The sequence below is a fragment of the Methyloversatilis sp. genome, from assembly GCF_965284615.1.
Classification (GTDB): domain Bacteria; phylum Pseudomonadota; class Gammaproteobacteria; order Burkholderiales; family Rhodocyclaceae; genus Methyloversatilis.
On sequence record NZ_OZ260098.1, the window covers coordinates 1738559 to 1763996 of the forward strand.

Here is a 25438-nt window from a genome sequence, read left to right on the forward strand (position 1 = left end):
TCCCTCTCCTGACTACTTGTGGCAAACGGCGCAGGAGCCGTTGCCCTCGTGAACCCCGTAGATGTCGTCGATGTCGTCCGGGCAGGCCTTCACAGGCCGCAGCGGATTGATGGGGATGGCTTTGAGCATACGGGCCCGGCGGATCCCGTATTCAGCTTGGATCTCGGCGATGCGTTCCGGTCGCTCCATGTCGGCCAGCGATTCGCCCTTCGACCAAGTGAAAGGCGAGCCGTGCTCGAGTGCATCCTTCTCCAGGGCCTTGGCGGCCTCGTAGGCATCAGGGTGCTTTTCGCGCAGGCGTACCCACTCGATCTTCTGTTGGAAGAAGCAGAAGGTGCAGCCGCTGCGCGATCTCCATTCGTAATACTTGGGATAGCCGACGCCGGAGTTCTCCAAGATGTCGATGACGCCGGCCTTGTCGATGCCGGCCTCGCGGAACGGCAGCTTGACGAAGAGGTTCTCGGCCTTGGCTGCGTAGCCCTCGCGATAGTCCTCATCGGCGCGGATGGCCACATAGGAAGTAACTTTGTCGCCAGCCGCCAGCATGGGCCTGACCCAGTTCTCGAATGGGGCCAGCTTCAACTTCCGGGTGCACCAGCGGGTGTTAGGGTTGGGAAGAAAGTGGTTGTATTGGCGGAGCCAAAACTTGAAATCTCGGTCGGGGTTTAGCCGAAGAATGGGCTTGCCGAGCTTTCCTTCGAGCTTTCCGAGGAACTCATAGACCTCGGGCAGCTCCTCGCCGGTGTCGGTGTAGAAGTACTCGATATCGAGCTCTGGATGGCGCTCGCGCATGTATACAGCCAGCGCCGCGCTGTCCTTACCACCGGAAATCCCCAAAACGTGCCGCTCAGCCATTGGCCTCCTCCTTGTCGATGGACACCAGTTTCATCCCGGCCTTGGCTAGGATCGCCAGCAAAACGTCAGTCCCCAAGCCTTGGCCTTCGAGCATCGAGGCGAGCTCGTTGGCTTTCGTCTCCACGGTCTTGCGATGGCGATCCGAGATCGCGAACGAGCGCGAAATGGTCTTCGTGTCTGATCCAGCGCCGATGATGACGGCGATGGCTTCGCTGTGCGCTTCGCGCCCTTGCACAGCTGCGAACGCTTCTGACTCGCGGAAACGACGCGCGAACTTGACTAGTTCCAACACAGCTGCGTCGATGTGACGGTCAAGCCAATCGCGAGGAGGCTTCTCAGCTGCAAAGGCCAAGATGCCTTCGAGAGAAGCTCGCGAGCCGTCGTAGTTGGCTAGCCGCGTCGCGAAGGCGTCCATTCGGAAATCGCCCGAGATGCCTGAAACTGATTTGGCTCTCTCCTGAAGGGCCTCGAGGTCGTCTCGGCTCGCGTCTAAGGCAGATAGCATCTTGGCCTCGACTTCCGAGAGCATCTTTCCGTAGGCTCCGGCGAGCTCTTGCAGCGGCGCGCGCAGCGCCTTCACATAGTCCTTGCCATTGGATGCGCCTAGCAACGAAGCCAGATCGACGAACAAGACCTTGTGCGGGTCACTGGCCTTCAAGAGCATGTCGCGCATGTCCTTGGCCATTTGACCTAGTCGGGCGGTCCGCCGTGCCCAGTCGGGCAGGTTGAAGACCATTGCAACCAGGCCGCGAGCGGCCTCGAGCGGGTCCGCTGCCCCGGCGCTCTCGCCAATCTCGGCCAGCAGCTTCGAGATGCCTTCGAGGATTTGGCTCTTGTCGTCGTCAATGGCCACCCAGCGTAGCGAGAATCGATCGGGGTCTTGCAGGCACTCATCGATGTCGAAGTCGGTCAGCCGTGGCAGGAACATCCCGTCCTTGTAGACGGCGATGTTGGCCTTGTGGGCGAGCAGGAAGGCCGTGAGGACCACCGGCTGTATGCCCAGCTTCATGCCGAAAGGAGGAGCGCTCCACAGGGCGTAGATCTCGTGGGCGCTAACGCGGGTATCGGCGTCCGAAAAGAGGGCGCGCGTAGCGTCCCAGAGGTTGTTGAAGCCTTCTGCAAATCCATCGCCGGGCGGCATGAAGCGCCAGGTCTCCGCTGCATCTTGGCGATGTAGGCCCGTCCTCTTTAGCAAAGTCTCATAGAGACCGCGTTCGGCAGGGAAACCTTCGAATCCCAAAGCCTCTTGGCCCTCTGCGTTGATCATTGCGTGGAGTAGTTCACGGCGCGCCTTCACGCTGTTGCTCGACACGCTATCTCGATTGACCAGCTCGCTCCACACCGGCGGCGAATCACTGAACAGAGCGTCGGCCAGGTTCGATGCTACGGGTGAGAGTTTCGAGCCGGGTTCTACGATTTGATCAGTTCCGTCGTGCCACTTTGCCAACGAAATGGCGGCTTGAAGTTGATCTTCCAAGTCAGCGCGAGTGGCGGCGAGTCGAGCGTGCACCTCGCGGCGGGCGACGCTGTCGCCGGCAAGCTGGTGGAGATCCTTCACATGTTCCAACGCCACCAGTTCGTTAGAGAGCGTGGCAATGCGTGCGTGATTTTCGGGGATGCCCACCATCACTGGCCACGGGCGAAGTTTGGAGCAAGCCTGGGCACGCATGCGCGCGTCTCTTGGCTTCATGCCTTTGCTCGGCAAGGCAAGAATAAAGGTCCCGAACTCGCCCTTCTTGGGTTCGAAGCTGGCGGCGATTTTCTCAGCCTGCTCGATGTTGCACAAAGAGAGCTCCATCCAGCGCATAGAGCCGGTCTCGTGGTAATGCCGTTTGGCCACGACCGGATGCAAGCCCATGAGCTGAGCCAAACGGCCATAGTCGATGCCCGGGGAGGCGGCCAAAGTTTGTGCAATAGCCGCATCGATGTCGAAGTCGCTGCCTTCGAACACCGACCACGCGCCAATGTAGCTTTTGTAGAGGATGACTTTCAGCTCTGAAAGCTTTTTGAGCGCCGCATCGAGCTCTTCGCGCGTCTTGTCGTAGAAGAGCGCACCGATCACTGCTGCGTCGGCTGCGAGGCCCGAGCCATTGCGGAACATATCGATGACCGCGATGTTTTTGATCAGCGAAACGAGAAAGGCATCGCCTGTCTTGGCCTCGGCTCGCTCTACTGCCTCGACGGCCTGTGACCACCGATGGCCATCTGGAGAGGCCAAGATCGCGGGTTCGAGATTCGAGCGGAGGTAATCCCAGTAGTCGCATGGGCGATACCCGCTCGCGTCCTCGAAAGGTGTCGAGTTCAGATACGAGCGGAAGCCGTATGGCTCCACCGACGACAAGAAACCGAAGGTGCTGCGCTCGTTTTGCCCAAATTGCCGCTTGGAAATTGGACCCAGCAACGCCGCCATCGCCGGATGCAGAGGCCAGCAGGCCTTTAAGGCTTTCGCGAAATCCTTACCCACGGCGGGGCGGCGCGAGCGGATCGCTTCTGCAATCGACTCGGAAGCGTCGTGCATCCAGGGTTGTGAGACATCAGTTTCGATCGCCCGACCAATCAGCTCGACCACCTCGTCGCTTGCGGCGACGAAGGGCAAGTCAACATAGCGGCCTTGAACTTTGGCCCAATCGTCGCGGGTGTCGATTCCTAGGCGGGCCGAATACTGAGCGAAGGATTGATGCAGCACGCCGACAACCACGAGGCGGCCTTCGGAGCGAGCCGCGGCTTCCGCGAGCTCTTGGAAGAAGTAGACGTCATCCCCTAAGCCTAGGGCGGAGGCCTCCAAGAACTTGCCCATCTCGTCGATGATGACCAGCGCGCCGTCACGCGGGCGGCTCTTGGCCTCCTCCAGTAGATCGGCGATCAGCGACTGAGCGTTGGGCTTGCTGCGCCCGTCAACCGTTTTGCCTTGGGCTTTGCGAAGTGCCGCATGCAGTTCCGCCACGACGCTGCCGCGCCGTCCAACCGACGGAACGATTAGCCACCCGCTTTTTACGGGAAAGGCCTTGTCGAAGGCCGTGTTGGAGTTCAACTGCAGTACTTGGCGGGCCTTTGTCCGCAGTGCCTTTTCGGGATGGAGCGCGCTTGCTAGGGCTACAGCAAGCGAACTTTTTCCACCACCGAACGGGCCCGTCCAGGTGAAGCTGCGTTGGTTCGTGGCGATGAGCTGCTTGCACATACCGTCAACCATAGCCGCCGCGGTCGCATGGCAGATGTAGCCGGCGAGCGCATCTTCGCGACCGATGTCTGCGTCTACGCGAATGGAGCGTTGGTAGTGGCGCGAAATCTGAACAACGTCCGACAGAGCGTACTGCTTCATGTCAGTCATAGGCCCGCCGAATCATGTTCCTAACATCTTCCTTGGACAGTTCCCGGCGGTGGACTTGTCTCAGTCCTGCGGAGTCCGTCCACTCAAGTTTTCGCTGTGTGAAATCAGAAAGAGCAATCAGTCTTTGGGCGATCGACTCTTCATCGAGTTTGAAGACCCGTCCGGGCGATCCTTCCGCGTAGGCAATGGTTTCAAAGGCAAGCGAGCTCTGTCCGTCAGCGTTGCGGTTCCAGAAGTTGACAAGTGCATAAGCAAAGACACCGTCATGAAGTGAGGCCTTGGGGCCTCGGCGGAAGGCGTATTGGCCCTTGTGGATTTCCTGCAACAGACCCAACTCGCCGAGAAGTGGCTCTGCGAAGTCCTCGGGCGAGCCTCCGCCCGCGCGAGGTGCATAGCTTCTGAGGCAAGTCTCCAAGTCGCGCGAGATCGTTGAGGCTGAGAGTCGGTGCTTCGGGTCTAGCTCGCGGGCGTGGCGCGCAAGCGGCTCTTCAAGCTCTTGGCGAGTAAAGGTTGGAGCGGTGACATGATTGAACAGCCAAAACCATGTGGTGGAGCGGAAGCAATGCCCTGCAAGATTCCAATGGGCGAACCACGCAGTCGAGGGGTTCTCTGCATAGGGGTCAAGACCACCGTCTCGTAGGATTTCGCTGGCGAGAGAGCCGACCTTGTATCCCTCGTCGCTGTCATACATGACCCCGCATGCCAGGGCCCAATGCCGTATTGAGGCCACCATGTTTTTTCCAACACCAAACGCCGCGATAGCAGCTCCATCGGTGAAGGTCGATTTGCGGATCAGATTGCCCTCGATCACCTGATCGAAGGCTTTCTTAAGCCACATTTGCCGGAGTGGGAAGGTCTCGTGCCCGGAGAAGTGGGCAGACTTGTCTTTAACTTGTGTCGATGCAGTACCCATAAGACAAGTATTGTACTGGTGGTAGCCACCAGTCAGGTAAGCGTTGCATCTAACTGTACAAAAATACAGTTAGATGTAAAGCCGCACCAATCATGTAATGGGTGCATCTTGTTGCAAGAGGCAGTCAGTGCAGGCCATGCGCTGTGGAGTTGGACCTTACCGAAGAGACTATAAAAAGACTATATTAAGTCCAATTCAAATCTGGAGGCTCGCCATGCGCTACTCATCACAAGTCAAGCCCATCAGCTATCTCAAGGCCAACGCTGCCGAGGTTCTCACTTATCTCGCAGAGCGCCGTGAACCGATGGTCATCACCCAGAACGGTGAAGCGAAGGCGGTCCTGCAAGATGTCGCGTCATTCGAAGAGACGCAAGAAACACTGGCCTTGCTGAAAATACTTGCGTTGGGTAATCAGGATGTGACCGCCGGCAAGGTCAAACCCGCAGCCGAAGTCGTTGCCCGCCTTCGCGGAAAGCGCACCACTGATTGATGGCCCGCGCACCTGCCAAGTTCGGAGTCCTGCTCACTGCGGGTGCGGAGCAGGACCTGGAGGCGATCCACGACTACATCTCCGAATTCGACTGTGTGGCGAACGCCAACCATGTATTGGATGCGTTGATGGACGTGGTAGAGAGCCTGTCCAGATTTCCGGAACGAGGTAGTTTTCCGAAGGAACTGGTCAGTCTCGGTATCAAGGAATACCGCCAGACTTTCTTCAAGACCTACCGAGTGATCTACCGCGTCACGGGCAGCCAGGTCGTCATCCACCTGATTGCAGATGGGCGCCGCGACATGCAATCCGTGCTTGCTCGCCGCCTGTTAGGCGCGTGACCCTCCCTCAGCACACCTGCGCCAGTGCTCAGCAGATCGGAAGCGGAGCTGGCTCGAAGATGGCGCGCTTCAGCACTCGCGTGCGATCTGTTTCTGCACTGCGGCCCCGCGCGCTCTGGCGTCCTCGTATTGCCACTGCGTTGCGCCATTTCTCATGACGGCTTCCGCCGCGTCCTGCTCGGCCTTCAGTTCGTTGCAACGGCGAGACTTGCGTTCTGAAGCCAGAGCCTCACGTTGCCGGTCGGCGTCGCGGAGTTTTCTCGATCGCTGTTCGCTCTCCGCCTCGGCGCGCTCGCGCTGCTTCAAGTCGTTTAACTGGCGCTCCCAGGCGTCGTCTCGCCATCCGTCGGGTGTTTCTCCGCGCGGCGGCTTGACGTTGACCGTCTGCGCGCCGGCTCCGCAGGGCATGTCAGAGAAGACCTGCTTTCCGCTTCCGTCCTTGCATTTGTAAACCTGACCGAAAGCCGGCGAGGCGATCAATGTCGCCCCCAATACGCACCATTTCAGCATGACCCCGTCCCACAGATGACTGAAGACGGGAGCATAGGCTGGGAGAGCAGTCGGGTGACCGTCTTCCTATTACCTTCGTCGTCGGTCAGAAGGATGAGGCGAGGACAGGGTGGCAGCAACCGATCCGTCCGTCACCCCCAGGGCGACGGGCGGAGACGGCTCCCGCGTCAGCGTTTTCCGCTGCCGCCGAGCAGTGCGGCGACCTGACGCTTGCCGCTGCGCTTGGCCGGCGTCGGTGCCGATGTGCCGTCGCCACCGTCAGCGGGGGCGTCAGGCGTTGCCGATTCGTAGGGCTTGCTGAAGTCGAAGCCGTCGGCGGCGACCGTGGATGCGCTGGCGCGGGGCGCACGCGGGGCGCGGGGCGCGTCACCGGCCGACGGACGGCTGCGCCGTTCGCCACGCTCACCGCGTTCGCCGCGCGCTGCACGCTCCGGACGCTCTGAACGCGTTTCGCGCGTTCGCGCACGCGCCGGGTCGAAACCTTCCGGCACGACGATTTCGATCGGCTTGCGGATCAGCTTTTCAATGTCCGCAACGCGCCCTTTCTCTTCCGGTGCGGCGAGCGAGATGGCTTCGCCCGAGCGGCCGGCACGGCCGGTACGGCCGATGCGGTGCACGTAGTCTTCGGCGTTGTGCGGCAGTTCGAAGTTGATCACGAAGGGCAGATCTTCGATGTCGAGGCCGCGGGCGGCGACGTCGGTCGCCACCAGCACGCGCACGCTGCCGTTCTTGAATGCTTCCAGCGCTTCGGTGCGCTGCTGCTGGCTCTTGTCGCCGTGGATGGCATCCGCGGCCACGCCCTGGCGTACCAGGTGGTGAGCAAGCCGGCTGGCGCCGAACTTGGTGTTCACGAACACCAGCGCCTGGCGGTCGGCGTAGCTGTCCTGCGTGAGCAGGTGGGTGAGCAGCGCGCGCTTGTCGTCGGTGCCGCAGGCGTGCACGCGGTGGGTGATGGTTTCCGCGGTGGCGTTGCGGCGTGCGACCTCGATCAGCTGCGGGTCGCGCAACATGGCCTGGGCCAGCTTCTTGATCTCTTCCGAGAAGGTGGCCGAGAACAGCAGGCTCTGGCGTTGCGCCGGCAGCAGCGCGAGGATGCGCTTGATGTCCGGGATGAAACCCATGTCCAGCATGCGGTCGGCTTCGTCCAGCACCAGCATCTGCACCTGGCTCAGGCTGATGGTCTTGCCTTCGACGTGGTCGAGCAGGCGGCCCGGCGTGGCGACGACGATTTCGCGGCCCTGGCGCAGTTCGGCGACCTGCGCCTTCATGTCCACGCCGCCGTAGATGCACACCGAGCGCAGCGGCAGGTGCTTCGAATAGGTCTTGACGCTCTCGTGCACCTGCATCGCCAGTTCGCGCGTCGGGCAGACGATGAGCGCGCGCACCGGGTGGCGGGCAGGCGAGGGCGAGCTGCTGGCGTGCGGTGCGAGGCGCTGCAGCAGCGGCAGCGTGAAGCTGGCGGTCTTGCCGGTACCGGTCTGGGCGCCGCCCATCACGTCACGGCCGGCGAGCACGATGGGGATGGCCTGCGCCTGGATGGGGGTGGGCGTGGTGTAGCCGGTATCGGCCACGGCACGCAGCAGTTCGGGAATCAACCCGAGTTCTTCAAACGACATGGATGCGAAGCTCTCTTGTGCAGAAGCGCGCGCCGGGCACAGTGCCGCGGTGCATGTTGCTTCTGTGGACTTCCGCCTGGCATGCCGGTTCAGGCTGGGGAAATCGGTTCCGGAAAACCCGGCGCGAGGCGCGCGGCGAGGGTGCCAGCGCGAATGTCGTGCCCGGGGGCGCAGGCGCCAGGGCGGGGGAAGTGGGGATCGGCCGTGGATTCATGGCCGGATCGGAAACTCCGGGCCGCGCCATAACCGGCGAGGCGACTGCGCGCGCATTATCGCACAGGCGGGGCGGGCGCTTGTGGCTGATCTTGAGGCCGGGCGGCGGCCCGGCCTCACAGCGCCTCAGCGCTTGCGCTTGCGACCGCCACCTGCCTTGCCCGGCACGCCGAGGTAGCAGGTCACCTCCTCGCGGTCGTGGTAGAGCTGTCGGCAGCGCAGTTCGTGCTTCTTGTCGACCGAGGCCAGCGCCTCGCCAATCAGGTCGGTACAGAGCTGCAGCTCGTCATAGCGCCGCTTCATCGGCAGCTTGAGGTTGAAAATGGCGTGCTGGCACAGGCCCTGCGCAATCCAGCGCGCCACCAGCGCCGCAACCCGGCGAGGCTGTTCGACCATGTCGCACACCAGCCAGTTGACCGGCTTGCGCGGCACGAAGCGGAAGCCGTCCTCGCGTTTGTGGATCACCAGGCCGGTTTCCAGCAGCTCCGGGTTCATGCGACCGTTATCGACCGCGGTTACGTGGATGTGGCGCGACACCAGCTGCCAGGTCCAGCCGCCGGGCGCTGCGCCGAGGTCAACCGCGGTCATGCCCGGCTTGAGCAGGCGCTCCTGTTCGTCCTCGCTCAGCAGCGTGTGGAAGGCTTCGGCCAGTTTCAGCGTCGAGCGCGACGGCGCTTCGCGCGGCATGCGCAGGCGCGGTATGCCGTTCAGCCATTCGCTGCGGCGGTTCGGCCAGCTCAGCGCGACCGTCGCGCGGTCGGCGGCGGTGAACAGCACGTGCAGGCGTGGCGCCGACGGATCGTCGGTGAAGGCGCCGGCCTGTTCCAGCGCCTCGCCCATGTGCGGCTCCAGCTTCTTGGTCATCGACGACAGCGACTTCGCGCCGTCGGTGTCCGGCGTTTCGATCAGGAAGTCGCTGTAGCCGTCGCACAGCGCGCGCGCCGCCTCGACGATGGGCGTCACGCGGTCACCCGGGCTCATGCCCTCGACCGTGCGGCCTGACCACAGCAACTGGCGGGCGAAACAGAGGTCCTGCCAGCGCAGCACGCGGGTCAGTGCCCACAGCGCGCCGCCTTCGGCGCGCGCTTCGACCCAGCCGCTGTTGGCTTCGGCCTGCACCTCGACCAGGTGGCCGGCCTCGCCGCAGCGGTCGGCGATTTCCTGCGCGCATTCGCGCTCGAAGCCGGGGCGGCAGTACAGCAGCAGGCCGTGAAGATTAGTTTTCAAGGTATTTCCGATCAGCGGGAATCGACGTCGCAGGTCGCGGTCTGTGGTACACGTCTGGCCTTCGCCTGACGACACACCGTCTCACGACAAGCGACGAAATGAACAGCAAGGATATCGCGCGACGCCAGCTCGGGTGCTCGACGCTCGAAGTGCCGGCCATCGGCCTCGGCACCATGACCTTCGGCCAGCAGGTCAACGAACGCAGCGCACACGCGCTGATGGACGAAGCCTTCGAAGCCGGCATCGATCTGCTCGACGCGGCCGAAATGTACCCGGTCCCGGCGCGCGCCGAAACCTCCGGCGCCACCGAACGCATCGTCGGCAGCTGGCTGGCGAAGAAGCCACGCGACAAGGTGATCGTCGCCACCAAGGTGGCCGGACCTGCGCGCGGCATGCCGTGGATACGCGGCGGTCCGCTGGCGCTGGACGCGGCGAACATCCGCGAGGCGGTGGAAGGATCGTTGCGCCGCCTGGGCACCGACTACATCGACCTTTACCAGATCCACTGGCCGGCGCGCAACGTGCCGATGTTTGGCCAGTACGAGTACGACCCGTCGGCTGAGCGCGACGCGGCGTCCTTGCGTAGTCAGCTGGAAGCGATGGCAAAGCTGATCGACGAAGGCAAGGTGCGCCACGTCGGCGTGTCGAACGAAACACCGTGGGGCCTGATGAGCTGCCTGCGTCTGGCCGACGAAGGCCTGCCGCGCGTGGTCAGCATCCAGAACGCCTACCACCTGATGAACCGCACCTTCGACATGGGGCTGTCCGAAGTGTGCGAGCGCGAACAGGTGTCGCTGCTGGCCTATTCGCCGCTCGGCTTCGGTCATCTCAGCGGCAAGTACGTCGCTGACGCGCAGGCTGACGGGCGCATCACCGCCTTTCCGCAGTTCGGCCAGCGCTACTTCAAGGACAATGTCGCGCCGGCCTCGCGTGCCTACGCCGAACTGGCGCGCGCGCACGGCCTGACACCGGCGCAGCTCGCGCTGGCCTTCTGCTACCGCCGGCGCACCGTCGCCTGCACGTTGATCGGCGTGACGTCGGCGACGCAGTTGCGCGAAAATATAGGCGCGTGGACAGTGGTACTGACCGACGACGTCATCGCCGCCATCGACGCCATCCATCTTCGCTACACCAACCCGGCACCCTGACCGGGCGCTGCAGCCGTGTCGCACGGCTGCGAACAGGAGAACAACTGATGCTCAAGAAGTCGTTTGCCGCGCTGCTCGCGGCCAGCGTCGTGTCGTGGCCGCTGATAGTGCATGCGGCCGCCGAAGTGAAGAAGCCGGCGGCGAAGGCGACCAAGCCCGCCGCCAAGTCAACGGCAAAGTCGGCCGCGAAGCCCGCGGCACCGCAGGAACCGGCGGAGATCGAACTGGCGCACGGGCTGGACGAAGCCGGCGCGTCCGCGTTGCAGACGCTGGTCGATGAATTCAACGCCAGTGGCAAGGGCAAGCAGAAGATCGTGCTGGCGCCGCTGGGCGGCACCGGCGAGAAGCCGCCGGCGATGCAGGTGCTCGACGACGAGGCGCGCCAGCTCTTCCTCGAAGGCAAGCCGCGTTACACGCCGCTGCACGAGGTGATGACCAAGGCGAAGGAGAAGTTCGCTACCGTGCCGATCCCGGCGCCGATGCCGCCTTACCTCGCAGGAACCAAGGGCCGTCTGAATGCGCTACCGATCGGTCTTACCACGCCGGTCATGTTCTACAACAAGGACGCCTTCGCTCGCGTCGGCCTCGACCCGGCCGCGCCGCCGGACCACTGGTTCACGCTGCAGGCCGCACTCGGCCAACTGCGCGACGGCGGTTATGCCTGCCCCTACACGAGCGCACGGCCGACGCAGATCCACGTCAACAACATCAGCGCCTGGCACAACGAGCCCTTCGCCCGCAAGAACGGCAAGAAGGGCGAGGCGCTGGCGATCAACGGCCTGGTGCAGGTGAAGCACCTGGCGCTGATGTCGTCCTGGTACAAGAGCCGCTACCTGCACATTTTCGGCCGTGGCGATGAGGCGGTACCGATGTTCTCCGGCGGTCAGTGCCAGGTGCTCACCGCGCGTTCGTCGGCCTGGCCGCAGATCAAGCGCGACGCCAAGTTCGAAGTCGGTGTCGCGGCGCTGCCCTACCACGACGACATCCGCCAGGCGCCGCGTCACACGCTGGCCGACGGCGCCAGTCTGTGGGTGAGTGCCGGCCGCAGCGCGAGCGAAACGCAGACCATCGCACGCTTCGTCACCTTCGTGCTGGACCCGGACCGACAGGCGCAGTGGGCGCGCGCCACCGGCTTCATTCCGCTGAACCGTGCCGGCATGGTGGCGATCAGCCCGGTCAACGCGCCGACGATAGACGGCGTGGCGCGCGTGGCGCTGCGTCAGCTTTCGAGCAAGCCGGGCACCGCCGAGTCGCACCAGAGCCCGGTGGCCGACAACCCGAAGGTGCGCGCCGTGCTCGATGAGGAGCTGGAAGAGCTGTGGGCCGACCGCAAGCCGGCCAAGGCCGTTCTCGATACCGCAGTACAGAGGGTGGGGCCATGTGCGGCAGCGACCAGCTTGTCCTGCTGATCCGCGCAGCGCGCGAGGACGCGTCGGTGCGAGAGCCGCTGCTCAAGCTGCTCGCGCTCGATGACGCCGCCCGTGTGCGGGCGATCGAGAAGTGGGTGAAGGAGGGCGTGGCCGCCGGGCAGTCGATCGAGCTGCTGTCGGCCATTGCCTGGCTGACCGACGACGACGTGGCGCGCGAGGCGCGCGAGGTACTGGCGCAGTCGTGAGCACCTGGCCCTGGCCGCTGTGGATCGCCCACCGCGGCGGCGGGGCCGCCGCACCCGAGAACACGCTGGCCGCCATCCGTATCGGCGCGGCGGCGGGTTTCCGCATGGTCGAGTTCGACGTGATGCTCAGTCGCGACGGCGTGCCGCTGCTGATTCACGACGAAACGCTGGAGCGTACGACCGACGGCGATGGCCGCGTCTGCGAGCACGACTTCGCAGCCCTGCAGCGACTCGACGCCGGCAGCTGGCATGGTCCTGCCTTCGCCGACGAACGCCTGCCCTCGCTCGAACAGGCACTCGACCTTCTGCTGGCGCTGGATTTGGACGCCAATATCGAAATCAAGCCTGCCCGCGGTTTCGAGCAGGCGACGGGCGAAGCGGCGGCCCGTCTGATCGCGGCGCGCTGGCCCGCCGACCGCCGCCCCCCCTTGCTGTCCTCCTTCGACTTTCCGGCGCTCGACGCCGCGCGTCGCGTCGCGCCGCAGTTGCCGCGCGGCCTGCTGTTCGAAGAGGTGCCCGAGGACTGGCGTGCACAGATGCACGCGCACGAAGCGGTGTCGCTGCACTGCGACCACAGCCGGCTGAGCGCCGACAGCATGCGCGACATCGTGTCGGCCGGCGTGCCGTTGCTCTGCTACACGGTGAACGACGCCGCGCGTGCAGCGGCGCTGGTCGCGGCCGGCGTCAGCGGACTGTTCACCGACCGGCTCGATCTGCTGACCTGACGCCTACAGCGGCGGCATGCGGGTGACCGCGTGCTGCTTGAAGATGCGGTCCAGCGTGCCGTCGCGTTCGAGTTCCGCGAGTGCCGACTGCAGCGCCTGCGCGAGCGCCTCGTCGTCGGCGCCGACCGCCAGGCCGAGCGCCCATCCAGCCTGCGGCAGGCCGGGCAGCGGCGGCGGCATGCTCATCGTGAAGCGCTTGCCAGTGGCGGCCATCATCGGTTCGACCTGGCTGCGCATGCCGAAGAAGCCGGCAATCCGGCCCTCTTCCAGTGCGCGGCGGGCGTCGTCCATCGAATGGAAATGCTGCACCTGGCTGCGCAGCCGGCCCGCGTTCGAGGAGAGCAGCGCCATCGACATGATGGATTCGCTCTCCGCCCCCAGCGCCTGACCGTCGATGTCGGTCACCGCGTCGAGCTTGGGCAGCAGCTCTGTCGAGCGGATGGCGGCCAGGGTTTCGCGGTGGTATGCGCCGAAGATCTTCACCTGCGGATTGCGTGCACTCATCGTCGCATCGACCGGCACATGCATCATCACGTCGGACACGCCCGGGCCGAGGACGGTGCCTTTCCAGACGATGTTGCGCAGGTCGTCGTTCATGTTCTCGTCGGCGTCGTAGCTGCGCACGTCGGCCTTCACGCCCAGCCGCTCGGCCAGCGCGCGGCCGAGGTCAACGTCGATGCCGCGCCCGGCGTCGGCGTAGGGCGAGAAATCCTTGTAGACCCCGATGCGCAATGTGCCGCTTGAGCGGACTTCAGCGAGGTCGCGCGCCTCGGCGTGCGTGCTGGCGAAGGCGCAGACGGCGACGATCAGTGCGGTGGCGAAGGGCAGGGCGGGCATCGGCAGACTCCGTTGGTGAGGTGGGTGGAGCTTAGATGCCGGCCCGACTGCAGGCACCGGCGTTCTGCAGCGGGCCAGCCAGTCAATTTGCCCGCAGTGCGTTCCGGGCGTCCGGCCTATCATTGCCGCCGCTGCCGCCCTGTTCGCCGACAGCGTGCCCCGGTCACCCTCTCGATTGTCCCTGCCGATGAAACGCGTCAACCTCAAGCGCATCCTGCTGCTGCGCATCACGCTGTTCGCGCTCGTGCTGCTGCTCTGCGCGATTGCCGTCACGCTGAAACAGACCCGCGACCGCCTACACGCCGACCTGCCGCGCACCGGCGGCACGATGAAGCAGCTGATCGAAACCGAAATCGCGCGCGCGACGCCGCCCTTCGTGCGCGATCTGCACGGCATCGAACTGACCGGGCTGGAAGGGATAGGGCGGCTGGTGCACTTCTGTGCAGCGGTGACCGATATCTACAGCCGGCCGGTGGTGCAGCGCTGCTTCGGCGACGCCGAGGCGCCGCGCTGGCTGCCGGCGTCGCTGATGCGCAGCGTGGTCGGCGAGGAGGCGCGCTATATCGGGCCGGTCGGCAAGTATCCGGGCATCAAGGTGGGCGAACTGACGGTGACGCCGAATTTCGCCAGCGTCGCCCAGTCGGTGTGGTCGGACATCCGCAACCTGCTGATCATCACCGCCGGTGTGCTGCTGCTCAACGTGCTGGTCTATCTGCCGGTGCGCCGCGTGCTGCGGCCGACCGACGACATCCTGCGCGGACTCGGGCGTATGGAGGCGGGAGACCTGTCGGTGCGCTTGCCCTCCTTCGAACTGATCGAGCTGCAGCGCATCAGTGACGTGTTCAACCACCTTGCGCAGCGACTTGAACACACCATGGGCGAGCAGCGCGAACTGGCGCGCCGGCTGCTCGAAGTGCGCGAGGAAGAGCGGCGCCGGCTGGCGCGCGAACTGCACGACGAGCTGGGGCAGTGCCTCACCTCGATACAGGCCGAAGCGGCCTATGCGCGCGAGCTGGCGCACGACCAGCTGCCGGCGCTGACGCCCAGCGCTGAGGCGATTTCGCGCATTACCGCGCACATGATGGAAGTGCTGCAGCTCATCCTGCGCGAACTGCGGCCGGTTGGGCTGGAAGCCTTCGGCCTGGCGGCCAGCCTGGAACAGCTGATCGACAGCCGCAACCGCAGCAGTCACGGCCGCTGCCTGCACACGCTGAAGATAGACGGCGACGTCGGCGGACTGGCCGATAACCTGAACGTGAGCCTCTACCGCATCGTCCAGGAAAGCCTGACCAATGCGCAGAAGCACGCCGACGCGCGCCACATCGCGGTGACCCTGCGCTGCGACGGCAACGAACTGCGGCTGTGCGTCAACGACGACGGCCGCTCGGAACCCGGGGCGACCTTCGACGGCGGGCTCGGCGTACTCGGCATGCGCGAGCGCGTGCAGGCGCTGGGCGGCCGGCTGACGCTGACGCTGCGCGACGAGGGCGGCCTGCGCGTCGAAGTCATCGTGCCGGCCGACGCCGGACGGCCGAGCCCGGCCGCCAACCTGCAGGAGGTGCCCGCATGATCCGTCTGCTTCTGGTCGATGACCACGCCGTGGTGCGCGAGGGATACCGGCGCCTGCTCGAACGTCGCGCCGACCTGCGCATCGAGGCCGAAGCGGCCACCGCGAACGAGGCGCTGACCGCCTTCCGCGCGGTGCAGCCGGATGTCGTCGTGCTCGATCTCGGGCTGCCCGACATGGGTGGCGTCGAACTGGTGCGCCGGCTCGTGCAGCGCGACGCGCGTGCGCGCATCCTGGTGTTCAGCATGCACCGCGACCCGCTGTTCGCGTCGCAGGCGCTGCGCGCCGGTGCGCTTGGTTACGTCACCAAGAGCTGCGCGCCCGACGTGCTGATCGATGCGGTCTATCAGGTCGCGGCCCGCCGCCGTGTGCTCAGCCCGGACATCGCGCCAGAATTGGCGCTGGCATTGCTGAACGACGCCGACAATCCGCTCGACGCGCTGTCGCCGCGCGAATTCGAGGTGCTGCGCATGCTGCTCGACGGCCGCTCGGCCGACGAGATCGGCCAGGCGCTGCACATCAGCCCTAAGACCGCGCAGAACACGCACTACCAGATCAAGGCCAAGCTCGGCACGCGCACCGACATCGATCTGGTGCGGCTGGCGATGAAGTGGGGGCTGGGCGCATCGGAGGGGGCGGCCGACGCGTAAGCGCCGCTCAGCCGGCTGCGCGCGCGTAGGCCAGTGTGGCGGCGATGGCGGCCTGCCAACGCGGCGCCAGGTGATCGTAAAGGTCCGTTTTCCTGACCTCGAAGATGCGGCCGTCGCCTTCCGGTGTCGACATGTCAACACCGCAGCCGCGCGCCGCCAGCATTGCCGCACCGAGTGCCGTCGTTTCCTGTGTCGGCGCCACGCGCACCGGGCAGCCGAGCAGGTCGGCCTGCATCTGCATCAGCAATGCGTTGGCGGTACCGCCGCCGTTGACGCGCAATTCGCGCAGCGCGGCGCCGGCGTCGGCTTCCATCGCCCGCATCACGTCGAGCGTCTGCAGCGCGATCGATTCGAGCGCCGCGCGCGCGATGTGCGCGCGTGTCGTGCCGCGGCTGAGGCCGAACATCGTTCCGCGCGCAGCGGCCGACCAGTGCGGTGCGCCGAGCCCGGTGAAAGCCGGCACGACGGTCACGCCGCCGCTGTCCGGCACGCTCGCAGCCAGCGCCTCGACGTCGCACGAACGGTTGATCAGTCCGAGGCCGTCGCGCAGCCACTGCACCAAGGCGCCGGTCACGAAAACGCTGCCTTCGAGCGCGTACTCGATCGCGTCTGTCGTCTGCGCGGCGCAGGTGGTGAGCAGGCCGTGGCGCGAGGCGATGACTTCGCGGCCGGTGTGCATCAACATGAAGCAGCCGGTGCCATAGGTGTTCTTCGCCAGACCGGGCATGCTGCAGCCCTGGCCGAACAGCGCCGCCTGCTGGTCGCCGGCGATGCCGCTCACCGGCAGCGCGCGGCCGAACAGCGCGGCGTCGGTTTCGGCCAGCAGGCCGCTGGAAGGCACGACCTCGGGCAGCAGCGCACGCGGCACGCGGAACAGCGCCAGCAGCTCGTCATCCCAGCGCCCGCTGCGGATGTCCAGCAACTGGGTACGGCTGGCGTTGGTGAGATCGGTGATGTGACGGCGACCGCCGGTGAGTTGCCACACCAGCCAGCTGTCCATCGTGCCGCAGGCCAGTTCGCCGCGTTCCGCCCGTTCGCGCGCGCCCGGTACGTGGTCGAGCAGCCAGGCGATCTTGCTGGCCGAGAAGTAGGGGTCGAGCACCAGTCCGGTCCGGTGGCGTACGAAGTCCTCGTGGCCGTCGGCGCGCAGGCGGTCGCAGGTGTCGGCGGTGCGCCTGTCCTGCCAGACGATGGCCGGCGCCAGCGGGGTGCCTGTTGCGCGCTCCCACAGCAGCACGGTTTCGCGCTGGTTGGTGATACCGATGGCGGCGATTCCGTCTGCCTTCACCGCGGCGCGCAGCAGGGCTTCGTGCGCGCAGGCGAGTGTGTCGGTCCAGATGCGCAGCGCGTCGTGCTCGACCCAGCCCGGTTGCGGATAGCTTTGCGGCAGTTCGCGCTGAGCCATCGCGACGACGCGGCCGTTGGCGTCGAACACCAGCGCGCGCGAACTGGTGGTGCCCTGGTCGAGGGCGAGAATGAAGCGCTGTGCAGTGTTCGAAGAGGCGGTCACGGCGGTCATCCTCCATTCGCGGGTCGATGTGACTGGGGCGGGTACGCGCGCGCTGGCGGCAGGCCCGACGATACCGGGCCGGCGCGTGCTTGCAAACTTTCGCGCCGCCCCGATATCCACTGACATGCCGGCGAGCAGCGTAGGCAGGGCGCGCCGCGCCGACGCCCGCCTTCACCGCAGTACTTTCAAGCTGGAGTCCCGATGTCCGAACCGTTCACCATTCCACTGTCCATGCTCGATCTGGTGCCGGTGCGCCACGGCGGCAGCGTGGCTGATGCCCTGCAGGAATCCGTCGCACTGGCGCGCCACGTCGAGCAGCTCGGCTTCCAGCGATACTGGCTGGCCGAGCACCACAATATGGACGGCATCGCCAGCGCGGCGACCGCCGTGCTGATCGGCCACGTGGCCGGCCAGACCTCGCGCATCCGTGTCGGCTCGGGCGGCGTCATGCTGCCCAATCACGCGCCGCTGGTGGTGGCGGAAAACTTCGGCACGCTGGCGACGCTGTACCCGGGGCGCATCGATCTGGGTCTCGGCCGAGCGCCGGGCGCCGACCGCGCGACCATGCGTGCGCTGCGCCGCGATCTGTCGAGCAACGGCGACGACTTCCCGGAGCAGGTGGCAGAGCTGCGTGACTTGCTGGCCCCGGCGCAGCCGGGTCAGGCCGTGCGTGCGATGCCGGGCGAAGGCACCGAAGTGCCGGTGTGGCTGCTCGGCTCCAGCCTGTTCAGTGCGCAGCTGGCGGCCCAGCTGGGCCTGCCCTATGCCTTCGCCGCCCATTTCGCACCGCGCATGATGCTGGAGGCGGCCCGCATGTACCGCGCACTGTTCCGGCCGTCAGCCGTGCTCGACCGCCCGCACCTGATGCTGGGTGTGCCGGTGGTGGCCGCCGACAGCGACGACGAGGCACGCTGGCTCGCCACCTCGACGCAGCAGCGCGTGCTGGCGCTGCTGCGTGGCGAATCGCTGCGGCTGCGCCCGCCGGTGGCCGACATGACGCCGCTGTGGGCCGGGCACGAGAAGGCGTCGGTCGATGCCTTCCTCGCCGAAGCGGTGGTCGGCGGGCCCGATACCGTGCGCCGCGGCCTTGCGTCGCTGGTCGAGCGCACCGGCGCCGACGAACTGATGGTGGTGACCGATATCCACGACTTCGCGCTGCGCCTGCGTTCCTGTCGCATCGTCGCCGAGGTGGCCGGCGTCAGTGCGGAGCCTGCCGTCGCCTGAACGCTGCTACGGCCATCGGGCCGGCGGCGGCGCGAATGCTAGAATCCGCGACTGTTTTCGCGCCGCAGCGCGCGCCCTGAAATCCTGATTGCCGACCATGAACAGCGCCGATATCCGCTCCGCCTTCCTGAATTTCTTCGCTTCCAAGGGCCACCAGATCGTGGCTTCCAGCTCGCTGGTGCCGCACGAGGACCCGACGCTGCTGTTCACCAACGCCGGCATGAACCAGTTCAAGGACGTGTTCCTCGGCTTCGACAAGCGCAGCTACAACCGCGCCACCACCTCGCAGAAATGCGTGCGCGCCGGCGGCAAGCACAACGATCTGGAAAACGTCGGCTATACCGCGCGTCACCACACCTTCTTCGAAATGCTGGGCAACTTCAGCTTCGGCGACTACTTCAAGCGCGACGCCATCGCGTTTGCGTGGGAGCTGCTGACCGAGGTGTTCAAGCTGCCGAAAGACAAGCTCACGATCACCGTCTATGCCGAAGACGACGAAGCCTTCGACATCTGGACGAAAGAGATCGGCGTGCCGGCCGAGCGCGTCATCCGCATCGGCGACAACAAGGGCGCGCGCTACGCCTCGGACAACTTCTGGATGATGGGCGACACCGGCCCCTGTGGCCCGTGTACCGAAATCTTCTACGACCACGGCGCGCACATTCCGGGCGGGCCGCCGGGTTCGCCGGACGAGGACGGCGACCGTTTCATCGAAATCTGGAACAACGTGTTCATGCAGTACAACCGCGACGAGGCGGGTGTGCTGCATCCGCTGCCCAAGCCCAGCGTGGACACCGGCATGGGTCTGGAGCGCATCGCCGCCGTGCTGCAGGGCGTGCACAGCAATTACGAGATCGACCTGTTCGTTGCGCTGATCGCGGCGGCCGCGCGTGAAACGCACACCACCGACCTCGACAATCCGTCGCTGAAGGTGCTGGCCGACCACATCCGCGCCTGTTCCTTCCTGATCGCCGACGGCGTCATCCCGGGCAACGAAGGTCGTGGCTACGTGCTCCGCCGCATCATCCGCCGCGCCATCCGCCACGGCTACAAGCTGGGCGCGCGCGCCGCCTTCTTCCACCGCATGGTGCCGGACCTGGTGGCGCAGATGGGCGCTGCCTACCCGGATCTGGCGGCAGCGCAGCAGAAGGTGATGGACGTGCTGCGACAGGAGGAAGAGCGCTTCTTTGCGACCATCGCCAACGGCATGGACATCCTTGAATCGGCACTGGCCGCGCTGGCGCAGGGCGCCGCGCTGGACGGCGAAACCGCATTCAAGCTGCACGACACCTACGGCTTCCCGCTCGACCTGACCGCCGACATCTGCCGCGAGCGCGGCGTGACGGTGGATACCGAAGGCTTCGACGCCGCGATGGCGCGACAGAAGGAACAGGCGCGCGCCGCCGGCAAGTTCAAGATGGCGACCGCGCTGGAGTACGACGGCGTACAGACCACTTTCCGCGGATACGACACGCTGGACGCGGCCGGCAAGGTGGTGGCGCTATACCGCGACGGCGCGCCGGTGAGCGAACTGCACGAGGGCGAACTGGGCGTCGTGGTGCTCGACGAAACCCCGTTCTATGCGGAATCTGGTGGTCAGGTCGGCGACCGCGGCGAACTGCGCGCGGCACAGGGCATCTTCAAGGTCGAGGACACGCTGAAGATACAGGCCGCGGTGTTCGGTCACCACGGCGTCGTCGGTACCGGCCGCATCGCGGTCGGCGACAGCGTGAGCGCGCGCGTCGATGTGCGCGCCCGCGCCGCGACCGCACGCAACCATTCGGTCACTCACCTGATGCACAAGGCCTTGCGTGAGGTGCTCGGTGATCACGTGCAGCAGAAGGGCTCGCTGGTCAACGCCGACAAGACCCGTTTCGACTTCGTGCATACCGCGCCGATGACCGACGACGAGATCACCCGCGTCGAGCGCATCGTCAATGCAGAGATTCTCGCCAACGCCGCCACCCAGGCGCGCGTAATGGGGATCGAGGACGCGCAGAAGTCGGGCGCGATGATGCTGTTCGGCGAGAAGTACGGCGACGAGGTGCGCGTGCTGGACATCGGTTCGTCGCGCGAACTGTGCGGCGGCACTCACGTGGCGCGCACCGGCGACATCGGCCTGTTCAAGATCACGGTCGAAGCCGGTGTGGCCGCCGGCATCCGCCGCGTCGAGGCCATCACCGGCGAGAACGCGGTGGCCTTCGTGCAGCGTCAGGACAGGCTGGTGTCGGAAGCGGCCGCCGCGTTCAAGGCGCCGGCCAATGAGCTGCCGGCCAAGATCGCCCAGGTGATCGACAACGTGCGCGCGCTGGAAAAGGAGATCGCCCGCCTGAAGAGCAAGCTCGCCGCCAGCCAGGGCGACGAGCTGGCGGCGCAGGCGGTTGCGGTCGGCGGCGCCAAGGTTCTGGCCGCGGTGATGGAAGGTGCCGACGTGCCGGCGCTGCGCGAAACGCTGGACAAGCTGCGCGACAAGCTCGGCTCGGCCGCCATCGTGCTGGCCGCGGTGAGCGACGGCAAGGTGAGCCTGATCGCCGGTGTCACGCCGGATCTGACGGCGAAGGTGAAGGCGGGCGAACTGGTCAATTTCGTTGCTGCGCAGGTCGGCGGCAAGGGCGGCGGCAAGCCGGACATGGCGCAGGCGGGCGGCACCCAGCCGGACAACCTGCCGGCGGCGCTGGCCGGTGTCGGCAAATGGGTGGAAGGAAAGCTCGGATGAAAATCGCAGCAGTGTTGCTGATGGCGCTGGCTTCGGCGTGCGCGCTGGCCGGCGAGGGCGCGGTGATCGAGGCGACCACCGCCGCCGGCGAAAAGGTCGAACTGATGCCGGACGGCCGCTGGCGCTTCGTCGATGCGGCGAAGCAGGCCGAGGCGAAGAAGGTGGCCGACACCTACCCGCAGAATCATCTGCGACCGGAAGGTGCGCAGGGCGGCTGGTTCGGCACCCGCACCATCCTGCCCGGCGACAAGGACTACAACCGCGGCACGCTGAATCCGAAGATGCGCTGAACGCCGTAACGAAAATGCCGCCCGCGGGCGGCATTTTTCATTGCAGCGCGGGCGTGGCGCCTTCAGTCCGCCTGTTGGTCACCGGCCGCACGCTCGGCGCAGCTGCGGATGTCCTGCAGGATGCCGGCGGGGTCGAGTCCGCACATGTCGGTCACCGTGTTGTCGAGCCGCTGCACGATGTCCTCGGGCGCAGTCTGCTGTTCGAGTTCGAAGGCGCACTGCGCGGCCAGATGGGCCAGACGGGCGAGCAGACTGGCGTCCGGATTGCGCGGCTGGCAGTAGTACTCGAGCGCGGCTGCAATATCGTCCGGGAAGTTCCAGCGCATTGCCAGTTCGGCGCCGACCTCGCAGTGATGGGTGTTCAGCTTGTGCTGTTCCACCGTCGCGCGCTCGCTCATGCCCAGCCCCTGACATTCGCGCAGGATTTCGTCGGCGACGCGCGGGAAGGCGATGTGGATCATCAGCTGGCCGACGCGCAGCATCAGACCGGCGCTGTAGGCGCGCTCGGCGTTCTCGCCGGCGCGTCGCGCCAGCTGCGATGTGATCGACGCGGTCAGCAGTGCGTGACGCCAGAACGACTGCAGGTTGACGCCCGGCACCTTGGGAAAACTGATGCTGACGCCGGCCGAGATCACCAGCGTGCGCATCGCGCGCGTGCCGATCAGCGACACCGCCTCGTCGATCGACCCCACTGCACGGCGGCTGCCGTAGTAGCCCGAGTTGGCAAGTTTCAGCACACGCGCGGAAATGGTCGGATCAGTGCGGATCTCACCGATCAGTGGCAGCAGATCGGCGTCTTCGTCGCGCAGTGTCTCGATCATCTTCTGCACGACGCGCGGAATGCTCGGCAACTGGCCAGCCGCGGCGAACAGGCGTTCGATGGCATGTGTACGGGAAATCATTGCTGCGTCTTTCCGGCAGTCATTGTCCGAGGCCGGCGGCCCACCCCATGGCTTCGGACACGGCAACGGTGAAATCTTCGCCGCTCAGCGGCGGCAGAGCGGCCAGCGTGGCGGCGAAGTCGGTCGTGGCGTCTTCCTCCCAGCAGCGCAGCAGCCGGAGCAGTGAGCCCAGCGTGCCCGAGCCGTCGGTCAACGCGCTGTGGATGCTGCGATCGACAGTCAGCGTCTTCAGCACTTCGTCCATTGACACGCCAAGCAGCGCCGGCAGCAGTGACAGGATGCCGGTCAGGAAAGCGCTGTCGGGGTCGCCGTCACGCATGTCGCAGCGCTCGGCCAGCAGTTCCATCGTGCGTGCGCGGGTCGCCACCATGTTGAGCAGCGGCGTGTGCGCCTTGCCGCTGCCCTGCGTACAGAACAACAGCAGCTGCAGCCAGCGCTGCAGCTGACGGCGACCGAGCAGCGTGATCGCCTCGCGTGCGGTCGATATCTGACGCTTGCTGCCACTGCCGACCGAATTGGTGATGCGCATCAGGTTCACCAGCAGCGCCGGCTCCTGCTTGATCAGCGGTTCCATTGCCGACGTGTCGGCGTCGCCGATCACCATGCCGAGCAGGCGCAGCAGGGTCGTTTCGCCTGCGCTCAGCGTGCGGGTGCTCAGCACGCTCGGGCGGGCGAAGAAATAGCCCTGGAAATAGGCAAACCCGAGTTCGTGGCAGCGCCGGGCCTGTTCGGCGCTGTCGACCTTTTCGGCCAGCAGCTTGGCCGAGTAGGGCCGGAAGCGTTCGACCAGATCGGGCAGCGCGTCGGGGGCGACGCCCAGCAGGTCGATCTTGATGAAGGAAGCGATCTCGATCAGAGGCTTGTAGTTCTCTTCCAGATCGAGCACGTCGTCGAGCGCCAGCCGGAAGCCTTTGCGCACCAGTTCGCGCGCCCGCGCGATGACTGCAGGCTTTGGCGGAACGGTTTCAAGCAGTTCGATGACGATCTTGTCCGCCGGCAGCAGTTCGAGCGCCTCGGACATCAGCATGTCCTCGCTGACGTTGATGAAACCGAAAGCGTCGCCCAGCGCCTGTTCGAGACCGAGTTCGTTGAACACCGAGGTGATCACCCGCGCGGTGGCGCTGACGTCGCAGTGAAATTCGGCCTGTTCGACGTTCCCGGAGCGGAACAGCAACTCGTAGGCGTAGAGCGCCTGGCTCCGGTCCAGTATGGGCTGGCGGCCTACATAGATGTTGTTTGTGGCGGCAGTGAGCATGCTTCTGTTGTCGGCATTCCGGCCGCCACATTTAGGGTGCGAGCGGGGTTTATTTCATGGCGATGACGGCTTCGGCCGAGCGCCGGAAACCGGCGCCCGACCGGGCGCCGGGGAACGGTGCGTTCAGAAGGGCAGGGCGAGGTCCGGGCGGGCGCTGCCGAGCACGCGGCGGAAATCCGCCTGGATGCGTTCGAGCGCCGTGGCGTCGTCCGCCTCGAACCGCAGCACGACCACCGGCGTCGTGTTCGATGCCCGCATCAGCCCGAAACCGTCGGCGTATTCGACGCGCAGGCCGTCGATCTTGATGATGTCTCGGGCGCCGTCGAAAACCGCCGATTTCTGCATCTCGGCGATCAGCGCGTGCGGTTCGCCCTCGTTCATCTTCAGGTTCAGTTCGGGCGTCGAGGTGGCGGTCGGCAGCGCCTTCAGCACCGCGTTGCCGTCCGGCGCCGCAGACAGGATCTCCAGCAGACGGGCACCGGCGTACAGACCGTCGTCGAAACCGAACCAGCGCTCCTTGAAGAACATGTGACCGCTCATCTCGCCCGCCAGCGCGGCGCCGCTCTGCTTCAGCTTGGCCTTGATCAGCGCGTGGCCGGTGTTCCACATGACCGGCTCGCCGCCGTGTTCGCGGATCCACGGTGCCAGCAGGCGGGTGCATTTGACGTCATAGACGATCTGCGCGCCGGGCTGGCGCGACAGCACGTCGGCGGCGAACAGCATGAGCTGACGGTCCGGGTAGATGATTTCGCCGTCGCGGGTGACCACGCCCAGGCGGTCGCCGTCGCCGTCGAAAGCGAGGCCGATTTCGGCGTCGCCAGCGGCCAGCACGCGGATCACGTCTTCCAGGTTTTCCGGCTTGGACGGGTCTGGGTGGTGGTTCGGGAAATTGCCGTCCACTTCGCAGAACAGCGGCACCACTTCGCAGCCCAGCGCTTCGAACAGGCGCGGTGCGATGTCGCCGGCGACGCCGTTGCCGCAGTCGATCACCACCTTCATCCGGCGCTTGAGCCTCACGTCGCCGGTGACGCGGGTGATGTAGGTGTCGCGCACGTCGGCGTGGCGGGTGGTGCCCTGGCCGTGCACCAGATCGTTGTTGACGATGCGGCGGCGCAGGTCCTGGATCATGTCGCCGTAAAGCGTCTGACCGCCCAGCACCATCTTCAGGCCGTTGTAGTCGGGCGGGTTGTGGCTGCCGGTCACGCTGACCGCACTGTCGGTGCCGAGATCGAAGGCGGCGAAGTAGGACAGCGGCGTCGGCACGCAGCCGATATCCAGCACATCGACGCCGGCGGCATTGATGCCTTCGGCCAGCGCACCCGCCAGTTCAGGGCCGGACAGGCGGCCGTCGCGGCCGACGGCGATGGTGCGCTGACCGCGCTTCACCGCCTCGGAGCCCAGTGCGTGGCCGATGGCGCGCACCGCGTCGGCGGTCAGCGTCTTGTCCACGATGCCGCGGATGTCGTAGGCCTTGAAGATTTCGGGTGCCGGGAAGGACATCGGTTT

At 65.8% G+C, this 25438-nt stretch carries 22 protein-coding genes; 11 read left to right on the forward strand and 11 right to left on the reverse strand.

What is annotated here, in order from left to right; translation table 11 throughout:
* Positions 1-12: 12 nt before the first annotated feature.
* Genes ACQ66H_RS08355 through ACQ66H_RS08365 form a run of 3 tightly spaced genes read right to left on the reverse strand, consistent with a single transcriptional unit; the run spans position 13 to position 5096 of the window.
* Complete coding sequence (locus ACQ66H_RS08355; protein ID WP_430433616.1) at positions 13-855, reverse strand: phosphoadenosine phosphosulfate reductase family protein; 843 nt, start codon at positions 853-855, stop codon at positions 13-15.
* The gene (locus tag ACQ66H_RS08360; protein WP_430433617.1) at positions 848-4183 is read right to left on the reverse strand and encodes an ATP-binding protein; all 3336 of its coding nucleotides are present in this window, start codon (positions 4181-4183) and stop codon (positions 848-850) included. The genes ACQ66H_RS08355 and ACQ66H_RS08360 overlap by 8 nt, the downstream gene beginning before the upstream one ends.
* On the reverse strand, positions 4176-5096 hold the full coding sequence (locus tag ACQ66H_RS08365; RefSeq protein WP_430433618.1) for a DUF4007 family protein: 921 nt from the start codon (positions 5094-5096) through the stop codon (positions 4176-4178). Before ACQ66H_RS08365 ends, ACQ66H_RS08360 begins: the two co-directional genes overlap by 8 nt.
* Positions 5097-5310: 214 nt before the next feature.
* Here ACQ66H_RS08365 and ACQ66H_RS08370 point away from each other — a divergent pair, with 214 nt between their 5' ends.
* Positions 5311-5586 (forward strand): type II toxin-antitoxin system Phd/YefM family antitoxin, encoded by a 276-nt coding sequence (locus tag ACQ66H_RS08370; protein ID WP_430433619.1) that lies wholly within the window; start codon positions 5311-5313, stop codon positions 5584-5586.
* A complete protein-coding gene (locus tag ACQ66H_RS08375) occupies positions 5586-5927 on the forward strand; it encodes a type II toxin-antitoxin system RelE/ParE family toxin (protein WP_430433620.1) in 342 nt (113 codons plus the stop codon). The genes ACQ66H_RS08370 and ACQ66H_RS08375 overlap by 1 nt, the downstream gene beginning before the upstream one ends.
* 69 nt (positions 5928-5996) lie before the next feature.
* Here ACQ66H_RS08375 and ACQ66H_RS08380 read toward each other — a convergent pair whose 3' ends face one another.
* From ACQ66H_RS08380 to rlmM, 3 genes are all read right to left on the reverse strand, one after another.
* Positions 5997-6437, reverse strand: a complete 441-nt coding sequence (locus tag ACQ66H_RS08380) for a DUF4124 domain-containing protein (RefSeq protein ID WP_430433621.1) — start codon at positions 6435-6437, stop codon at positions 5997-5999.
* Positions 6438-6604: 167 nt separating this feature from the next.
* Complete coding sequence (locus tag ACQ66H_RS08385; protein ID WP_430433622.1) at positions 6605-8053, reverse strand: DEAD/DEAH box helicase; 1449 nt, start codon at positions 8051-8053, stop codon at positions 6605-6607.
* A gap of 339 nt (positions 8054-8392) precedes the next feature.
* Entirely contained in the window at positions 8393-9493 is a 1101-nt protein-coding gene (gene rlmM, locus ACQ66H_RS08390; RefSeq protein WP_430433623.1) for a 23S rRNA (cytidine(2498)-2'-O)-methyltransferase RlmM, read from the reverse strand.
* Positions 9494-9591: 98 nt separating this feature from the next.
* On the opposite strand from rlmM, the gene ACQ66H_RS08395 reads away from it, so the two are divergent.
* The 4 genes from ACQ66H_RS08395 to ugpQ are packed head-to-tail and all read left to right on the forward strand — an operon-like array spanning position 9592 to position 12981.
* Positions 9592-10641: an aldo/keto reductase gene (locus ACQ66H_RS08395; protein WP_430433624.1), complete on the forward strand. Its 1050-nt coding sequence runs from the start codon at positions 9592-9594 to the stop codon at positions 10639-10641.
* 47 nt (positions 10642-10688) lie between these two features.
* Complete coding sequence (locus ACQ66H_RS08400; RefSeq protein WP_430433625.1) at positions 10689-12050, forward strand: extracellular solute-binding protein; 1362 nt, start codon at positions 10689-10691, stop codon at positions 12048-12050.
* Positions 12020-12256, forward strand: coding sequence for a hypothetical protein (locus ACQ66H_RS08405; protein WP_430433626.1), 237 nt, complete (start codon positions 12020-12022; stop codon positions 12254-12256). The genes ACQ66H_RS08400 and ACQ66H_RS08405 overlap by 31 nt, the downstream gene beginning before the upstream one ends.
* The gene (gene ugpQ / locus ACQ66H_RS08410; protein WP_430433627.1) at positions 12253-12981 is read left to right on the forward strand and encodes a glycerophosphodiester phosphodiesterase; all 729 of its coding nucleotides are present in this window, start codon (positions 12253-12255) and stop codon (positions 12979-12981) included. Before ACQ66H_RS08405 ends, ugpQ begins: the two co-directional genes overlap by 4 nt.
* A gap of 3 nt (positions 12982-12984) precedes the next feature.
* Here ugpQ and ACQ66H_RS08415 read toward each other — a convergent pair whose 3' ends face one another.
* A complete protein-coding gene (locus tag ACQ66H_RS08415) occupies positions 12985-13818 on the reverse strand; it encodes a substrate-binding periplasmic protein (protein WP_430433628.1) in 834 nt (277 codons plus the stop codon).
* A 187-nt stretch (positions 13819-14005) separates the two neighbouring features.
* Between ACQ66H_RS08415 and ACQ66H_RS08420 the strand changes: the two genes are divergently transcribed.
* Both ACQ66H_RS08420 and ACQ66H_RS08425 read left to right on the forward strand, forming a co-directional pair.
* Positions 14006-15388: a histidine kinase gene (locus tag ACQ66H_RS08420; protein WP_430433629.1), complete on the forward strand. Its 1383-nt coding sequence runs from the start codon at positions 14006-14008 to the stop codon at positions 15386-15388.
* Positions 15385-16035 carry a response regulator gene (locus ACQ66H_RS08425; protein ID WP_430433630.1) on the forward strand — a complete coding sequence of 217 codons (651 nt, stop codon included), beginning with the start codon at positions 15385-15387 and terminating at the stop codon, positions 16033-16035. The genes ACQ66H_RS08420 and ACQ66H_RS08425 overlap by 4 nt, the downstream gene beginning before the upstream one ends.
* Before the next feature lie 7 nt (positions 16036-16042).
* Here the strand turns inward: ACQ66H_RS08425 and glpK are convergent, their stop codons facing one another.
* Positions 16043-17554, reverse strand: coding sequence for a glycerol kinase GlpK (gene glpK, locus ACQ66H_RS08430; RefSeq protein ID WP_430433631.1), 1512 nt, complete (start codon positions 17552-17554; stop codon positions 16043-16045).
* Positions 17555-17746: 192 nt separating this feature from the next.
* Between glpK and ACQ66H_RS08435 the strand changes: the two genes are divergently transcribed.
* The 3 genes from ACQ66H_RS08435 (at position 17747) to ACQ66H_RS08445 (ending at position 21775) form a co-directional block, all read left to right on the forward strand.
* On the forward strand, positions 17747-18769 hold the full coding sequence (locus ACQ66H_RS08435; RefSeq protein WP_430433632.1) for an LLM class flavin-dependent oxidoreductase: 1023 nt from the start codon (positions 17747-17749) through the stop codon (positions 18767-18769).
* A 97-nt stretch (positions 18770-18866) separates the two neighbouring features.
* On the forward strand, positions 18867-21485 hold the full coding sequence (gene alaS, locus ACQ66H_RS08440) for an alanine--tRNA ligase (protein WP_430433633.1): 2619 nt from the start codon (positions 18867-18869) through the stop codon (positions 21483-21485).
* On the forward strand, positions 21482-21775 hold the full coding sequence (locus ACQ66H_RS08445) for a hypothetical protein (RefSeq protein WP_430433634.1): 294 nt from the start codon (positions 21482-21484) through the stop codon (positions 21773-21775). The genes alaS and ACQ66H_RS08445 overlap by 4 nt, the downstream gene beginning before the upstream one ends.
* A 62-nt stretch (positions 21776-21837) precedes the next feature.
* Here ACQ66H_RS08445 and ACQ66H_RS08450 read toward each other — a convergent pair whose 3' ends face one another.
* From ACQ66H_RS08450 to ACQ66H_RS08460, 3 genes are all read right to left on the reverse strand, one after another.
* The gene (locus tag ACQ66H_RS08450; RefSeq protein WP_430433635.1) at positions 21838-22677 is read right to left on the reverse strand and encodes an HDOD domain-containing protein; all 840 of its coding nucleotides are present in this window, start codon (positions 22675-22677) and stop codon (positions 21838-21840) included.
* Positions 22678-22696: 19 nt separating this feature from the next.
* A complete protein-coding gene (locus tag ACQ66H_RS08455; protein ID WP_430433636.1) occupies positions 22697-23932 on the reverse strand; it encodes an EAL and HDOD domain-containing protein in 1236 nt (411 codons plus the stop codon).
* Positions 23933-24055: 123 nt separating this feature from the next.
* On the reverse strand, positions 24056-25432 hold the full coding sequence (locus ACQ66H_RS08460; protein ID WP_430433638.1) for a phosphomannomutase/phosphoglucomutase: 1377 nt from the start codon (positions 25430-25432) through the stop codon (positions 24056-24058).
* Positions 25433-25438: the final 6 nt, after the last annotated feature.

Bases quoted from the DNA above. Each gene is read 5' to 3' on its own strand.
- ACQ66H_RS08355 (WP_430433616.1), bottom strand. From the start codon at position 855: ATGGCTGAGCGGCACGTTTTGGGGATTTCCGGTGGTAAGGACAGCGCG.
- ACQ66H_RS08360 (WP_430433617.1), bottom strand. From the start codon at position 4,183: ATGACTGACATGAAGCAGTACGCTCTGTCGGACGTTGTTCAGATTTCG.
- ACQ66H_RS08365 (WP_430433618.1), bottom strand. From the start codon at position 5,096: ATGGGTACTGCATCGACACAAGTTAAAGACAAGTCTGCCCACTTCTCC.
- ACQ66H_RS08370 (WP_430433619.1), top strand. From the start codon at position 5,311: ATGCGCTACTCATCACAAGTCAAGCCCATCAGCTATCTCAAGGCCAAC.
- ACQ66H_RS08375 (WP_430433620.1), top strand. From the start codon at position 5,586: ATGGCCCGCGCACCTGCCAAGTTCGGAGTCCTGCTCACTGCGGGTGCG.
- ACQ66H_RS08380 (WP_430433621.1), bottom strand. From the start codon at position 6,437: ATGCTGAAATGGTGCGTATTGGGGGCGACATTGATCGCCTCGCCGGCT.
- ACQ66H_RS08385 (WP_430433622.1), bottom strand. From the start codon at position 8,053: ATGTCGTTTGAAGAACTCGGGTTGATTCCCGAACTGCTGCGTGCCGTG.
- ACQ66H_RS08395 (WP_430433624.1), top strand. From the start codon at position 9,592: ATGAACAGCAAGGATATCGCGCGACGCCAGCTCGGGTGCTCGACGCTC.
- ACQ66H_RS08400 (WP_430433625.1), top strand. From the start codon at position 10,689: ATGCTCAAGAAGTCGTTTGCCGCGCTGCTCGCGGCCAGCGTCGTGTCG.
- ACQ66H_RS08405 (WP_430433626.1), top strand. From the start codon at position 12,020: ATGTGCGGCAGCGACCAGCTTGTCCTGCTGATCCGCGCAGCGCGCGAG.
- ACQ66H_RS08415 (WP_430433628.1), bottom strand. From the start codon at position 13,818: ATGCCCGCCCTGCCCTTCGCCACCGCACTGATCGTCGCCGTCTGCGCC.
- ACQ66H_RS08420 (WP_430433629.1), top strand. From the start codon at position 14,006: ATGAAACGCGTCAACCTCAAGCGCATCCTGCTGCTGCGCATCACGCTG.
- ACQ66H_RS08425 (WP_430433630.1), top strand. From the start codon at position 15,385: ATGATCCGTCTGCTTCTGGTCGATGACCACGCCGTGGTGCGCGAGGGA.
- glpK (WP_430433631.1), bottom strand. From the start codon at position 17,554: ATGACCGCCGTGACCGCCTCTTCGAACACTGCACAGCGCTTCATTCTC.
- ACQ66H_RS08435 (WP_430433632.1), top strand. From the start codon at position 17,747: ATGTCCGAACCGTTCACCATTCCACTGTCCATGCTCGATCTGGTGCCG.
- alaS (WP_430433633.1), top strand. From the start codon at position 18,867: ATGAACAGCGCCGATATCCGCTCCGCCTTCCTGAATTTCTTCGCTTCC.
- ACQ66H_RS08445 (WP_430433634.1), top strand. From the start codon at position 21,482: ATGAAAATCGCAGCAGTGTTGCTGATGGCGCTGGCTTCGGCGTGCGCG.
- ACQ66H_RS08450 (WP_430433635.1), bottom strand. From the start codon at position 22,677: ATGATTTCCCGTACACATGCCATCGAACGCCTGTTCGCCGCGGCTGGC.
- ACQ66H_RS08455 (WP_430433636.1), bottom strand. From the start codon at position 23,932: ATGCTCACTGCCGCCACAAACAACATCTATGTAGGCCGCCAGCCCATA.
- ACQ66H_RS08460 (WP_430433638.1), bottom strand. From the start codon at position 25,432: ATGTCCTTCCCGGCACCCGAAATCTTCAAGGCCTACGACATCCGCGGC.